Annotated in this window: 9 protein-coding genes; 5 read left to right on the top strand and 4 right to left on the bottom strand. The window is 54.0% G+C overall.

Annotation, left to right across the window (positions count from 1 at the left end; genetic code table 11):
- The first annotated feature begins 676 nt into the window (after positions 1-676).
- Positions 677-901, top strand: coding sequence for a hypothetical protein (locus BM261_RS01615; RefSeq protein ID WP_205277213.1), 225 nt, complete (start codon positions 677-679; stop codon positions 899-901).
- A gap of 34 nt (positions 902-935) precedes the next feature.
- Here BM261_RS01615 and BM261_RS01610 read toward each other — a convergent pair whose 3' ends face one another.
- The 4 genes from BM261_RS01610 to BM261_RS01595 form a co-directional block, all read right to left on the bottom strand.
- The gene (locus BM261_RS01610; RefSeq protein WP_074894500.1) at positions 936-1,457 is read right to left on the bottom strand and encodes a hypothetical protein; all 522 of its coding nucleotides are present in this window, start codon (positions 1,455-1,457) and stop codon (positions 936-938) included.
- A 103-nt stretch (positions 1,458-1,560) separates the two neighbouring features.
- Entirely contained in the window at positions 1,561-3,156 is a 1,596-nt protein-coding gene (locus BM261_RS01605) for a peptide chain release factor 3 (protein ID WP_074894498.1), read from the bottom strand.
- Between the two features lie 142 nt (positions 3,157-3,298).
- Positions 3,299-4,084, bottom strand: coding sequence for a hydroxyacylglutathione hydrolase (gene gloB / locus BM261_RS01600; protein WP_074894496.1), 786 nt, complete (start codon positions 4,082-4,084; stop codon positions 3,299-3,301).
- A complete protein-coding gene (locus BM261_RS01595) occupies positions 4,081-7,335 on the bottom strand; it encodes a DUF2339 domain-containing protein (RefSeq protein ID WP_074894494.1) in 3,255 nt (1,084 codons plus the stop codon). The genes gloB and BM261_RS01595 overlap by 4 nt, the downstream gene beginning before the upstream one ends.
- A gap of 371 nt (positions 7,336-7,706) precedes the next feature.
- Between BM261_RS01595 and BM261_RS01590 the strand changes: the two genes are divergently transcribed.
- The 4 genes from BM261_RS01590 to BM261_RS12820 all read left to right on the top strand — a co-directional run bounded on the left by BM261_RS01590 (position 7,707) and on the right by BM261_RS12820 (position 14,456).
- Entirely contained in the window at positions 7,707-12,506 is a 4,800-nt protein-coding gene (locus BM261_RS01590) for a YadA-like family protein (protein ID WP_074894492.1), read from the top strand.
- Between the two features lie 28 nt (positions 12,507-12,534).
- Positions 12,535-13,308: a TatD family hydrolase gene (locus tag BM261_RS01585; protein ID WP_074894490.1), complete on the top strand. Its 774-nt coding sequence runs from the start codon at positions 12,535-12,537 to the stop codon at positions 13,306-13,308.
- A 67-nt stretch (positions 13,309-13,375) separates the two neighbouring features.
- Positions 13,376-13,864 (top strand): Hint domain-containing protein, encoded by a 489-nt coding sequence (locus BM261_RS12825; protein ID WP_240317907.1) that lies wholly within the window; start codon positions 13,376-13,378, stop codon positions 13,862-13,864.
- A gap of 61 nt (positions 13,865-13,925) precedes the next feature.
- A complete protein-coding gene (locus BM261_RS12820; RefSeq protein ID WP_240317906.1) occupies positions 13,926-14,456 on the top strand; it encodes a hypothetical protein in 531 nt (176 codons plus the stop codon).
- Positions 14,457-14,485 lie beyond the last annotated feature (29 nt).

The following is a 14,485-nucleotide window of genomic DNA, read 5'->3' as shown; positions in this document are numbered from 1 at the left end:
ATTAAGGGGGGGTATTTGAGTAGAATCAGTGGATATTTGAAACAAAAACAGCCGAAAATCTTTATTTAGGTTTCGGCTGTTGGGAGGGAGAAGGAATTTTGCAAAGGTCTCAGGCTGTAAGACTTAATCGAAACTTTCTCCGAAATGTGCACTCATCCAAGGCGGAACCATTGCCGATTTGCGGGGATATATCGAAAGTTCCGGCGGTATTGCGGTGGGTGTAACTGCCTTGATGGGTAAGCCGCATTCTGCTAGACTGGCCATTACTAAACCTACTTTAGGCCAGCTGCGCAAATCCCTTGGCAGGGACTTTGAAGTGTGGTGGCAGGAGCAATTCGGCTATGACTTCTCAAAACTCACAGAATCGGAAGCACGGTACATCAACAAACAGATCACCCGTTCAGGCGTTGACGCCGTCCGAGATACAATCATTGCGCGAAGACTTGAAACAGTCGGTCATTCAGGCCCGTAAAATTATCGCCGATATAATGGCAAAACGCAGTGCTTAACCAATAAAACCACTCCAAACAACGGGGTGGTTTTTTTTATCCCTTTTGGGGTTTGCGGCCGTTTTAATTTCCTTGAATAGCAGGAAGTTAAAACGGTTTTTTGTTGCCCGCCGTATGGATATTCGGGGTGTTTGCGGCGGATGCCGTGTTTTATTGGAGTGTGAAAGATGAAATTGGATGAAAACGGCCATGTGGCGGTATCCGACGGTAAGCCGGTGTATGTGCATGACGACGGGAAGGAAATCCCTTTTGACGTGCCTGCCGCCATGCAGAAAATCAGCGGCCTGAATGCCGAAGCCAAGCAGCACCGCGAAGCCAAAGGGGCGGCGGAAGCGAAGCTGAAGGTGTTTGACGGCATTGAAGACGCAGCGGCGGCCTTGAAAGCTGGATAATGGGTTTCAGACGGCCTTCCGATTTATTTGTCCACTACCTTGCCCAGCTTTTTGGGAACGGCTTTTTCTGCGAGACAGGCGCAAACTCAAACACGTTCTTGCGTGCATTCCATTGCAGCGGTCGCAGACAGTTTTCGTATTCGGCATTGACCTTATTGCGCGTGTTTTGCCCGCATAAACTGCCGCGCACCCCTAAATACAGCCTGTCGCCAATGATTCCCGCACCGACTGCAGCCTCAACAAACACTCCTTTGGCCGTTCCGTTCGGCTGTCCTGCAAATACCGTTACCGGCCAACCTCCCGATCCGCCTAAGTCCATGCCGCCTACGCATGAGGCTTTGCCGGCATCGTAAATATAATCGGGGTAAGTGTCGCCGTTTAAATCGGCAGTCTGCACGGCATTGCGGTAGGAATAGCGTCCACCGCTTTCGCGGCAAATTTGTGCGTCTGCGTTGATTTCTTTCATTACGGCGGCAGGTAATTTAGTGGCTTTCGGGGCGGCGGCGGCAAATTCCACATTCAGCATCAATGCGGCTGCAATCATCAGTTTTTTCATATTTCTCCGTTCTTGGCTGCAATGGCGGCAAACAGTCTGTTTGTGTCGCCTGTTTTTAAAACGAGCCGTCTGAATTTATTCGTTTTCAGACGGCCTTTGGATTTTACAGTTTCACCGAATGCTCGCGCGTTTCGTGGAACACGATGTCCGGCCAGCGTTCTTGCGTGAGTCCCAAATTCACGCGGTTGGGAGCGAGGTAGGCGAGGTTGCCGCCTGCGTCTATCGCCAGGTTGCCCGCGTTGGCTCTCTCAAACTCCGCCAGTTTTTTCTTGTCTTCGCACGATACCCAGCGCGCCGACCAGATGGATGCGTTGTCGAACACGGCTTCTACGCCGTATTCGTTGGCGAGGCGCGAGGTAACGACTTCAAACTGCAACACGCCGACCGCGCCCAAAATCAAATCCGCGCCGCTCATCGGTTTGAAGACCTGCACCGCGCCTTCTTCGCCAAGTTGTTGCAAACCTTTTTGCAGTTGCTTGATTTTCAGCGGGTTTTTGATGCGGACGCTGCGGAACAGTTCGGGTGCGAAGAAGGGGATGCCGGTGAACGCCAGTTGTTCGCCTTCGGAGAAGCTGTCGCCGATTTGGATGTTGCCGTGGTTCGGGATGCCGATGATGTCGCCTGCGTAGGCTTCTTCCACCAGCTCGCGGTCGTGCGACATGAATGTAACCACGCTGGAGGCGGCGATTTCGCGGTTGATGCGCAGGTGTTTCATCTTCATGCCGCGCTCGAATTTGCCGGAGCAGACGCGCAAGAAGGCGATGCGGTCGCGGTGTTTCGGGTCCATATTGGCTTGGATTTTAAAGATAAATCCGGAAAATTTCGGCTCGTCCGGCTCGACCATGCGCACGGTCGCGTCGCGCGGTTTCGGCGCGGGCGCCCAGTCAATCAATGAATTGAGGATTTCCTGAATACCGAAGTTGTTAATCGCCGAGCCGAAGAACACGGGCGTGAGTTCGCCGGCGAGGAATTCGTCGAGATTAAATTCGTTGGAAGCGGCCTGCACCAATTCGATTTCGTCGCGCAACTGTTGGATTTCCAATGGAAAGCGTTGTTCCAATTCAGGATTGTTGATGCCTTTGATGATGTCGAACTCGTGCGGCAGGCGTTCGCCGCCGGCTTCAAAGAGATAGATTTCGTCGTTCAGGATGTGGTACACGCCTTTGAAATTTTTGCCCATGCCGATCGGCCAAGTAACGGGCGCGCAGCGGATTTGCAGGATGTTTTCCACTTCGTCCAGCAATTCCAAAGAATCGCGCACTTCGCGGTCGTATTTGTTCATGAACGTGACAATCGGCGTATTGCGCAGGCGGCAGACGTTCAAGAGTTTGATGGTTTGCGCTTCCACGCCTTTTGCCGCGTCGATGACCATCAACGCGCTGTCCACGGCGGTTAAAACGCGGTAGGTGTCTTCGGAGAAGTCTTGGTGTCCCGGCGTGTCCAAGAGGTTGACGGTGTGGTCTTTGTAGTCGAACTGCATCACGCTTGATGCCACGGAAATGCCGCGCTGCTTCTCGATTTCCATCCAGTCGGAGGTGGCGAATTTGCCGGTTTTCTTGCCTTTTACCGTACCCGCGCTCTGAATCGCGCCTGAAAACAGCAAGAGTTTTTCAGTCAGCGTGGTTTTACCCGCGTCGGGGTGGGAGATGATGGCAAATGTGCGGCGGCGGCGCACTTGGTCGAGGATTTCTTGGGACATGGGGTTCTCGTGTCGATTTGGCGTTTTCAGACGGCCTGAAACGCGTGAAAAGTAAAACGGCGGATTTTAACAGGTTTTGACACATAAAGGCCGTCTGAAAAACCAACCTGGCGGTTTTCAGACGGCCTTTTGTTATTTGCGGTTAGAAGTTGTTTTTCAATTCGCGCAATACGGCAAAGGTTTCTTGGCTGCCGGAAACCGCGCGTCCGGCCAGTTCGGCGCTGCGGCGGCGGACGGCCGGATTGTCGGTACGCAGGAACGGATTGACCGCTTTTTCGTGAGCCAGGCTCACCGGCAGCGTGGGCGTTCGGCGTGCCGCTTCGGCTGCCGCGCGGATGGCCGGATTGTCCGGTTCGATGTGGGCGGCAAAGGCCAGATTCGCCGCTGTGTATTCGTGTGCGGGGTAGAACAGGGTGTCGTCGGGCAGGGCTTTGAAGCGGTCGAACGAGGCGGCCAGATCGGCTGCCGTTCCGGTAAACACGCGGCCGCAGCCTGCGCTGAACAAGGTGTCGCCGCAGAAAACATGCAGCCTGCCGCCGTATTCGAACAGATAGGCCAGATGGGTGTCGGTGTGTCCCGGCACTTGCCAAACTTCTGCACGGCAGCCGCCGAAGTTGAGATGCGCGCCTTCCGAGATAGGGTGTGTGGCGGCGGCAATGTCGCGGTTGCCGTAGATCTCGCAGTCGGGAAAACGGCTTTTCAGGCCGGCGATGCCGCCGGTGTGGTCGTGGTGGTGGTGGGTAATCCAGATTTGCGTCAGTTCCGTTTTGGTTTGTCCGAGGTAATCGAGCACGGGTTCGGCATCGCCCGGATCGATGCAGACGGCTTGGAGGCCGTCTGAAAGCAGCCAGATGTAGTTGTCGCCCAAAGCGGGAATGGCGGTGATTGATAGGGTTTGGCGGGTAGGCGGTTGAATAGCGTCGGTCATTTTTTAGTCTCTTCCAAAATATTTTCTTTAGGCGGAACGGGGGCAAACCAGCCCACCAAAAGCAGCAACAGGCCGACGGCGATGAACGATACGATGCGGGCGATGCCGCCGCTGTTGCCCAATTCGACCAAAAACAGTTTGACGACCACCACCGCCATCAGTGTGGCACCTGTCAGCCAGCGTCTGCGTCTGCCGCTGCGGTTGCCGCCCACCATCAGCACGATGGCCGTTACCGCCCATACCACGGACAGGCTGGCCTGCAGGCTGAAAGAGGCCAAAAGGTAATCCAGCCGCCAGCGGATGCCGTCGAAGAAATGCCACAGGCGCATCACGCCCGCGCTCAATACGATAAAGGCCAGTCCGTTCAAAAGCGCGGCATATTGGCGTTTTGCCGTCCCGCTCCAGCCGTCTGATACGGCGATGCGTTCGAACCCGCGCCAGCCCAGCCACAGCAGTCCGACGGAAGCCAGTTCCAATGGGTTGAGCAGCGGCAGGTAGGGCAGCGGGGCAGGGCGGTGCGGCGCGGAAATATTGACCCACAGCAGCCATCCGGCCGCGAACAGCGCGCACATGATGCCGCCGAATTTCAGATAGGCGGCAGGATGCCGTCTGAAAAGGGCGGGCTGTTTCGGTGCGGCCAGCAGCAGCCAAAATGCTAAAGGCACGGTCAGCCATACCACCTGCAGCCACACGCCGTCGAGCCAAAGCGCGCCGACCGTGCCGGAAAAATGTGTCCAAGCGGCGGCGAAGAGCAGCAGGGAAATGCCGTGCAACCAGTCGGCGGCAGATTGTTCCAACGGCTGTACTTTCAGCAGATACCAATGGACGGCCGTTGCCGCAGCCAGACAGAATGCGGCATAGAGCGGCGTTTCGCTGTAAGCGGCCGCGCCGGGATAGCCGGTGAAGGTCAGGAGGCTGAAGAAAAGCAGGATAAAGAGAGGCGGCCGCCAGTTTAAGCGCGAGCAGGCAAGGGCAAACGGCAGCAGCCATACGGCCGACAACAGCCATACGGTACTCGTACCGTAAGCCTCCAGCGGCCGCAATACCTCCTGCCAACCGGTATGGGCGGGCAGCAGGGAAATGGTAAACAACAGGCTGCCTGCACACAATGCCGGTACGGAAGTCTTGTTTCCGTTCTGCCATTTCGGACGGCCGGCGGCAAAAGAGGCGGTAAACAGTAAAACGGCCTGCAACAGCCATGCAGCTGTCTTATTGGGCCAACCGTCCGACATATTGATGCTGAAGAAAATCAAGGTCAGGCCGCACAACAGCGCGGCGGCAGTAAATACCGGCTGCCTTTTTCGGTATTGGCACGCCGCCCACAGTAAGGCTAAAGCGGAGTAGGCAACCGACAAGTTTCCATTTTTTGTCAACAGCAGCATCGGCAGCAGCGAAGCATAAAGTACGGCGAAAGCCAAAGAGGCCGTCTGAAAACCGCGTTCCCACGCGGCAGAACCTTCGCAACGCCATTTTTGCCAACAGGCATAAAGCAGGCCGCCGCCTGCCGCCGCGAACAAAGTGTCCGCCCAAGAGCCGGACAAAAGCGTATCGGCAGCCGGGCTGTAACCGCCCAACTGACACACCGCCGCCGACAAATAAACCGACAAAGCGGCGAAACGCAGGTGCGGCAGCCGTCCGCGCAGGCCGAAAAAGTACAGCAGCACCGCTTCCAGCGACCACAATGAAACCGTGTCGCCGCGATTGAAAAACAGCGGTACGGCCGCCGTGGCAAACAACAAAGCGCAGGCGGCGAACGCCTGCCGCAACACCGCCAACCCCGAACTGCCGCGCAGCATCAGCGCGGCCGCGCCGTAAACGGCGGCAAACAATACGGCAGACCAGCCCGAACCGTGCGTCAGGTGCGCGGTGAGGCCGCACTGTAAAGCGAAAGCGGCGGCCATTGTGCCGAACAGCAAGGTGTGGTCGAGTATGTGCACGCGGATTCCGTGTTTGGCGATATGGCCGATAATGTCCCCCAGCGGCGCATTGTCCGCCAACGGCGGCAGCGCATCGCCCCCGCCCTCCGACAACCGGCGGCGGGCGAATAAGCAGGCAATCAATGTATAAAGCAGCCAGTGGTAAATCAAAAACGGCTCGGTCGTGGAGAAATGTGCCGGCGTATACGACTTGAGGCCCCAAAACAGGGCGATACAGAACGTACAGACAAAACCGGTCAGGTTCAGCGGCCGCCAGGCCTTAAACCGGGCAATCGCCGCAATACCGGTATTGAGCAGTGCGAGATAGGAGAACAGCACCAGATAATTGCCGCTGCCGTCGGACACCAAAATTGGTGCGGCCATCCCGCCGATGACCGCGGCCTGAGCCATTATTTGGGCATCCTGCCGCACCGCCATCATGGCCATCGCCGCCACCAGTACCACCATCGCGGCAAACACTGCGGGCGCGGGCAGCAGGGGGTGCAGCTTCAAAGCCGCCAGCGAGGTCAGATACATCACCGCCACGCCGAAACCCTGCAGAATCAGGCCGTATTCGCGCCGCCGGCTTTGCAGCTTCCAACCCGCAACCACAGCGGCCAAACCGCCGCCCGCCACCGACAGATAACGCAGTCCGATTGGGATATGGACGCGTTCGGAAGCATAACGCAGCAAAAAGGCCAAGCCGAGGAACAGCACCACGATGCCTGTTTTTAACAACAGGTTTCCACCGATCAGGCGTGCGAGCAGCGAACGGCCTTCATTGGCTGCATCTCCTTCAGACGGCCTTTGGACATAACGGGTAGGCCGGGAAGCAGTCTGCCATTGTCCGGTTTCAAAAGAAGAAGCCGTCTGAAAATCTGCCGGATCGTTTTCAGACGGCCTGCCTTCCGCTACCGTTTCCACTGCTGCCCCTTCGGCCTGCAAACGCATCTGCTGCAAACGGCTGACGCGAGCGGCCTGCGGTTTTTCGGTTTCGTTTGCCGCGTATATCGGGGAAACGGCCGCCGCCGCTTCCAAGGCCGGTTCGGCCGCAGACGGAATCGGCATGGCATCGGGTATGGCTGAAGCATGGGACTCCTCTTCCTGCACGGTTGGCAAAACATTTTCAGACGGCTCCGACAGCTGCAATTCCAGCGCATGCACCCGTCTTTGCAGATCGGCTATCTCGGCCTTCAGCTGTTCGTTTTCCGCCGACGGCTTACCTTGGATTTTGATAATGCCATACCACAGCGCAAGGCCGATGATGAAACCGGACACGGGATAACCCATCCATCCGCCGATAACCACGGATACGACAAATACCACATACTGCATCGCAGCGTCCTTCCGACAATATATATTTCCCGGCGATTCTAACAGGCCGTCTGAAAGCTGTCCAAATGCCCAAAACTGCCGCCAAAATGCTTTTCAGACGGCCTCCATCCTGCAATAGATAGGATTTATATACCGTTTGTAATCAGACTAAAGACCGATATAAAAGGTTTGACTGTACGCCGATATGCACTACAATTCTACCCTTTTCGGGTATAGGTAACGGATTCAATACAATAATTTCCGTTCGTCATAATAGCCCAAATCTGCCGCCCGCAGCCTCTTGCAGGTCGTCGTTGTTATACAGAGTCCGCCGTTATTAAAAGCACATTGCGCCGGATTATCAAAATATCTATCTGATTGGAAAGAGAAAAATGAATAAAATCTTTAAAATTGTTTGGAATCACAATATTGGTTCTTACACCGTCGTTTCCGAATTGGCCAAAGGAAAAACGAAAGCATCTTCAGAGCAAAACAACAGTATTTCTGAAGCCGGAAAAGGCCGTCTGAAAAAACAATTCATCCTTACTGCATTAGCACTATCTTTAGGTGTGGAAAGTGCTTGGGCAATGATTCCTGAAAAGTCTGCAACAGGTGGGGCTGTATTTGCTATCGGTACAGGAACGACTTCGGCGCATGGAACGGGTGCGCTCTCTATTGGCCATAATACTCAAGCTAAAAACAATGGTGCTTTAGCAATCGGTCCAAATTCAACTCATACAACTGTTGCGAATAGTAATAATTCCATTGCTATTGGTGTTAATCTTCAGGCAACTGGACAAAAGGCGATAGGGATTGGTACAGATACAACCGTTGATGGAATAGGTGCTATTGCTATTGGTAATAATGATTCGGGCAGAATGGCGAATCAAGGTGTTAACGGGAATGGTGCCATCGGTGTGGGTAGTAACTTAACAGCGCGCGGTAACAATGCAATTGCTGTGGGCACAGAATCTCAGGCAACGGCAAACCATGCGATTGCTATCGGTACTGGTACACGAGCAACAGGAGAAGATTCTATCGCTATCGGTAGGTCCGGAGGTACTAACTTGGCGCAAGCAACCACAAAACAAAGTCTTGCCATTGGTTGGGCGGCTCAGGCAACAGGTGCAACTCAAGCAGTCGCCATTGGTCCGGATGCCATTGCTTCGGGTACTCAATCAACCTCTATCGGTAACAATACCCGTGCAACAGGGGATTCATCCATTGCTATCGGCGGCGATGATTGGAATATCGTACGGACTAAACCAGTTGTGGCAGCAGGAAATAAACAGGTCCATCAAGTCTTCCAAGAGTTGACCGGTATGGAAATGAAGGCAAATGGAGAGGCATATAAAAACCCATTTAAAGGCACAACTTCTGCTGATGCCGCTGTTGCCGTGGGTGTCAATGCCTATGCTGAAGGCGTGTTGTCTACCGCCTTTGGTTCAGGTACCTCTGCGACCGGTCTGGGTGCGTCAGCGTTTGGTGTGGGTGCAGAAGCCAGCAAGGATAAATCAGTTGCTATTGGTGCAGGGTCTAATACAAGTACAAATGCGGCAGCTATAACAACTGCAACAGTTAATGATATTACTTACAGTGGTTTTGCAGGAACAGCACATATTACTGAAGGTTCTCAAGTTTCTGTGGGTAGAGTAGGTTATGAGCGTCAAATCAAACACGTTGCGCCGGGTGAGATTTCTGCTACTTCTACCGATGCCATTAATGGCAGCCAGCTTTATCAAGTGGCTGTTCAGGCAGCTAATCCGCTCAAATTTGACGGTGATAGCGGCACAACGGTTGAACGCAAACTTGGTAGTACGCTCAACGTTAAAGGCGGTGCAACCGGTACGCTTACTGATAATAATATTGGTGTAGTGGCTGACAAATCCAGCAATACCTTGCGCCTGAAACTTGCACAAAACATTAATTTGGGTGCTACAGGTAGTCTGCAAACTGGCAACACAACTGTAAATAACGATGGTGTTGCCATCACCGGCGGTCCAAGCATCACCAAAGCTGGCATCAGCGCAGGCAATAAACCAATCACCAACGTCGCAAGCGGCGGCACCACTGACAGCAACGCCGCTAATATTGGCGACGTTAAAAAAGCCGCTGCTGCCGCTAAAACCGTGGTAAAACAAGGCGCAAACACCAGCGTTTCTAGCGCCACCGACGCAGCAACCGGCGCCACCGAATACACCGTCAATGCTGAAAAATCGGTGGTACAAGGCTCTTCGGATGTTACCGTAAATGCAGCAACCAACGGGTTAACCACCACATACACCGCCGATTTATCAACCGCAGCCAAAGCCAGCCTAGCCAAAGCCGATAGCGCAGTACAAAAGGTGGTTTCAAGTAACCCTAATTTAACCGCCAGCAAAACTGGCGATACCGTTACTTTAGATTTTAGCCAAACCCCAAGCTTTACCAGCGTAACCACTGGAAATAGTGTATTGACTTCAGACGGCCTAAAAATTGGTAGCGGCACTAATCCCGTATCCCTAACCAATGCCGGGCTTTCTAATGGCGGCAACAAAATCACCAACATCGCCGATGGCGCAGTCGATACCGACGCAGCAAGCTTTAAACAAGTTAAAGCCGCCAAAACCGAGGTTCAAGCCGGTACCAACGTTGCCAGTGTTACCAAAACCGATAACCCGACTGACGGCCATGCGGTTTATACCGTCAACGCCAAAGCTGCCGCCGTCACATTGGAAAACGGCGCTGATGGGTTAAAACTGACTTCAGCAGAAGATACCGCCAGCAACCTAACCACCTACAAACTGGATTTGGCAGACAAAACCAAGACTTCTTTGGCTAAAGCCGACAGCGCCTTACAAAACATTGGCGTACAAGTCAATGGCACCAACGCTAAAACATTAAATCAAGCCAATTCGACGCTAAACTTTGTTAACGGCACCGGCACAACCGCCGAAAACAAAAACGGCGACATTGCATTTAATGTCAATAAAGCCAATCTAAGCGTAAACGGCGGCACGGTTTCGGCTGACAAAAACGGTGATGAATTTGCCACCGCAAAAAGCGTTGCTGACGCCATCAATAAAGCGGTTACCGGCAGCGAAAAAACCAGCGTGGTTGCAGCGGGCGACAATACCCACGTTGCTTCTACCGTTTCCGGTAACCAAACCACTTATACCGTTCATGCAGATAAAACCACCGTCAGCGCCAAAACCGGCGGCAAACTGACCGTGGCGTCAGCCCAAACGGCAAACGCCAACCAAACCAAAACCACCAACTACGAACTTGACCTGACAGATGCCGCCAAAGCCGAGATTGCCAAAGGCGTGGAGGCAAAAACTGCCGTCGATACCAAAGGCATTGGCTTTGCTGCCGACAGCGGTTCAGCCGTTACCAAAAAATTAGGCGATAGTTTAAACATCAAAGGCGACAACAAAAATATTGAGACCGTGGCAGGTTCGGGTGGTATCAACGTTAAATTGAAAGACCAAATTACGGTTAAAACGGCCAAAGCCGATACATTCAAAGCCGGTGACAGCACCTTGAATTCAGACGGCCTGAAAATCAACAATGGTGCGAACCCTGTGGAGTTGACCAAAACTGGCCTGAACAACGGCGGCAACAAGATTACCAAAGTTGCTAAAGGGACTGCGGACACAGATGCTGTGAACCTCGCTCAACTTAAAGATGCGGCTGCTGCGGCAAGCAACAAAGTTGAAAGCGGCAATGCCAATATCGTCGTTAAGCCTGTAAACAACGCCGATGGCAGCACCACTTACAAAGTGGCAACTGCAGATAAACTGACCGCAGACAGTTTTACCGCCGGCAACACCGTGGTCAATAACGGCGGCGTGAAAGTCGGCAATGCTGTGGCACTTGGCAATGACGGGCTGAAAGCAGGTAATGTGAGCGTTGGTACAAACGGTATCAATGCGGGCAACCACACTGTTAAGAATGTTGCCAAAGGCGTAAACGACACCGATGCGGTCAATGTTGCTCAATTGCGTGAGCAAATTGCTGCCGGAGCGAAAACCACCACCGTTGTGGCCGGTAAGAACGTTACCATCAGCAATAAAGTGAGTGGAAATAACACCGAATATACTGTAAACGCTGAAAAAACCACTGTGAGCGCAGCTGCCGGTGGGGCGGTTAAAGTAAATGCAGGTACGAAAAATGCCGACGGTGTTACTGATTACGCCGTGGATTTAACCGATGCGGCCAAAGCCGATGTCGCCAAAGGTGTGGCAGCCAAAAACACCGTGGACAAAAAAGGCCTGACCTTCAATGCCGACGGCTCAACTACGACAGGTATCAAAAAATTGGGTGATACCGTCGCCATAAACGGCGATGGCAACATCATCACCAAAGCCGATGCAAACGGTATCCAAATCGGCCTGAACAAAAATCTGAACGTACAGAGTGTGAAAGCAGGTGATACCATCCTCAACAACAGCGGCGTAGCCGTTGGTGGAAACGTTACGCTGACTCAAAACGGACTTAAGGCGGGTAACGTCAATGTAAGCGCAAGTGGCATTGATGCAGGCGGCAACAAAATCACCCGTGTCGCCCCGGGCGTGGTGGCAGCAGGCAGTACCGATGCTGTCAACGGCGGCCAGCTTTATGCAGCCAATCAGGCGGCCAGGGCGGCGAAAACAGAAGTCGTTGCAGGTAAAAACATAGTCGTTACCGAAAGCCAAGGTGCAAACGGCCAATCTGTTTATCAAGTTGCCACATCCGACAATTTGACTGTCGGCAGCGTAAAAGCAGGAGCGACAACCGTGAACGACCGCGGTATCAGCATTGCCCTGCCCACTGTCCACGATCCGGAAAATGCCGTCAGCCTCAGCCCGGACGGCCTGAATAACGGCGGGCGGCGCATTTCCAACGTTGCGCCCGGCAGAGTAGGTACGGATGCCGTTAACCTAAACCAACTTGCCGGTTTGGGTAATGCCCTACAAAACAACATTGACCGAGTCGGTAAGAAAGCTTATTCAGGTGTGGCCGGAGCGATTGCCCAAGGTTCGATTCCTCAGGTTACCCGCCCGGGAGCAACCGGCATCGGCGTCGGCAGCGGTTATTACGGCGGCCAATCCGCTATGGCCATCGGCGTATCTGCCATGAGTGACGGCGGCAACTGGATCATCAAAGGCAATTTCTCGGCTAATACCGGCGGACACGTCGGTGTTGGTGCAGGTGCTTTGTATCAATGGTAAGGCCGTCTGAAAGCATCATCTGACCGTCATGAATGATACAACCGACAAGCCGGCGGTATTCACCGACACCCACACCCACCTTGCCGATCCTCTGCTGGCCGTACGGGCGGCAGAGGTCATACGGCAGGCCGATGGGGCAGGTGTGCGCCGCTTTATCGTTCCGTCCGCCAACCGTGGCGACTGGAAGGCCGTATCGGATTTGGCGGCAGACAACATCGTCCCCGCTTTCGGCATCCATCCCTGGTGGGTTGGAGGAACGGCCGAACGGCAGGATTTGGACAGCCTTGCCGATTACCTTGCCGGACATCCGCAAGCATGGGTGGGCGAAATCGGATTGGATTATCTGCGTGCTTCCGATGATGCACAGCGGCAGCGGCAACGCGGTTTGCTTGCGGCCCAACTGCAACTGGCCGGCGATTACCGCCGGCCGTTCGTTTTGCACAATGTCCGTGCAAGTGCGGATTTGTTGGCGTTGTTGAAGCAATATCGGAATCCTTGCGGCGGCATCGTCCATGCCTTTTCCGGCAGCTTGGAAGAGGCAGCGGCATTTTGCAAACTCGGATTGAAAATCGGCATCGGCTCGCTGCTGCTGAACCCGCAGGCAAAAAAAGTCCGCCGCGCCGCCGCCGAACTGCCTTTGGAACACATCGTATTGGAAACCGACAGCCCGTATATGTCGGAAGGCAGCACGCCTGCCGACATATCCCGCATAGCTGAAATCGTCTGCGGCTTGCGCGGCATCGGTTTGCCCGAACTCTCCGCCGCGACCGAACGGAATGTGGACGGATTATTGGCTTTCTGATCAGTAAAGCACAGCAAGGCATTTATACAATTTAGAAACCTCAACCCTCCAACCTTTGGGAGACGCAATGCACGAATCGACAGCCGCTTCAAATCAGGCAACCCCGACAGCACCATCCGCACACAGGCAGGAAGCCGAACCCCGGATTTTCAGGGATACCGATAAACTTTGGCAAACCAATGCCCTGTCTCGCCTGCGCGGGCAGGACGGCGGAAGTCTTTCTTCCTTGAATCCGCCATACGGCAAACAGGCGAAAGAAAACGCCCTATCCTCCAGCATGGGCTGCTTTATGAAGGGCACCTTGGTAGAAACGGAAGAAGGCTGGACGCCGATAGACGAACTGAAGGTGGGCGATTTTGTGATGTCTCGCCCTGAAAACGGCATCGGTGAAGCCGTGCCCAAGCGGGTGGTGAACACCTTCCGTTATGAGGACAAGGAAGTGGTGATGTTGAATTTCTCCCGATTCCCCGAAAGGAACGGGGGGGGCGGGAACCCTGGTCGCTACTCCGAACCACCCGTTTTGCGTGTACGGCGTCGTTACCAACCTGATTCTTGAGCATCCGGAATTCGGTAAGCTCGGCGCTTATTGGAAGGGCTGCGATTACGACAGCAGTGATATGTTCAATGGGCCGGACGGCTGGGAGAAATACGACGCCCTGTCGGCCTTTGAAAAAACCCCTTATGAAATGGGGCTGTACGAACAGCCGGTGTGGAAGCGCGCCGACCAGCTTGAGCGCGGCGATGTAGTTCTGGGCTTTGAAAACGATTATTACGTGGTGGAGGATTATCGCCCGCTGTATGTCTACCGTGATACCGACCAGGCTTGGATACAGCAGACCAATCTGGCCTACGGCTGGGAGCAGTCGGAACAGGGAGAAAATTATAATATGGTGCTAAATGAAGAATCGCGGCATCGTCCGACATGGGATTTGATGGATATGCCGAATGACGAGAACCTGCTGTATGTGGGCGAGGATGGACAACGGCATTACCGCCGCTACCGCACCACGGTTTATAATATCGAGGTAGAGGATTACCACACCTATTGCGTCGGTTATCAATGTATCCTGGTACACAACCAGAATTGCGGCGCAGAGCGGCGCAGCCGGGTGGACAGCTCGGTAATCCGCGACGGCGGGCAACCGTAATGCCGCTGTTTGCAACAGAGGCCGTCTGA

Source organism: Neisseria elongata subsp. elongata (genome assembly GCF_900113545.1).
In the GTDB taxonomy this organism is placed as follows: Bacteria; Pseudomonadota; Gammaproteobacteria; order Burkholderiales; family Neisseriaceae; genus Neisseria; species Neisseria elongata.
This window is presented reverse-complemented; position numbering and strand designations above follow the sequence as displayed.

Bases quoted from the DNA above. Each gene is read 5' to 3' on its own strand.
- gloB (WP_074894496.1), bottom strand. From the start codon at position 4,084: ATGACCGACGCTATTCAACCGCCTACCCGCCAAACCCTATCAATCACC.
- BM261_RS01590 (WP_074894492.1), top strand. From the start codon at position 7,707: ATGAATAAAATCTTTAAAATTGTTTGGAATCACAATATTGGTTCTTAC.
- BM261_RS12825 (WP_240317907.1), top strand. From the start codon at position 13,376: ATGCACGAATCGACAGCCGCTTCAAATCAGGCAACCCCGACAGCACCA.
- BM261_RS01605 (WP_074894498.1), bottom strand. From the start codon at position 3,156: ATGTCCCAAGAAATCCTCGACCAAGTGCGCCGCCGCCGCACATTTGCC.
- BM261_RS01595 (WP_074894494.1), bottom strand. From the start codon at position 7,335: ATGCAGTATGTGGTATTTGTCGTATCCGTGGTTATCGGCGGATGGATG.
- BM261_RS01585 (WP_074894490.1), top strand. From the start codon at position 12,535: ATGAATGATACAACCGACAAGCCGGCGGTATTCACCGACACCCACACC.
- BM261_RS01615 (WP_205277213.1), top strand. From the start codon at position 677: ATGAAATTGGATGAAAACGGCCATGTGGCGGTATCCGACGGTAAGCCG.
- BM261_RS12820 (WP_240317906.1), top strand. From the start codon at position 13,926: ATGTTCAATGGGCCGGACGGCTGGGAGAAATACGACGCCCTGTCGGCC.
- BM261_RS01610 (WP_074894500.1), bottom strand. From the start codon at position 1,457: ATGAAAAAACTGATGATTGCAGCCGCATTGATGCTGAATGTGGAATTT.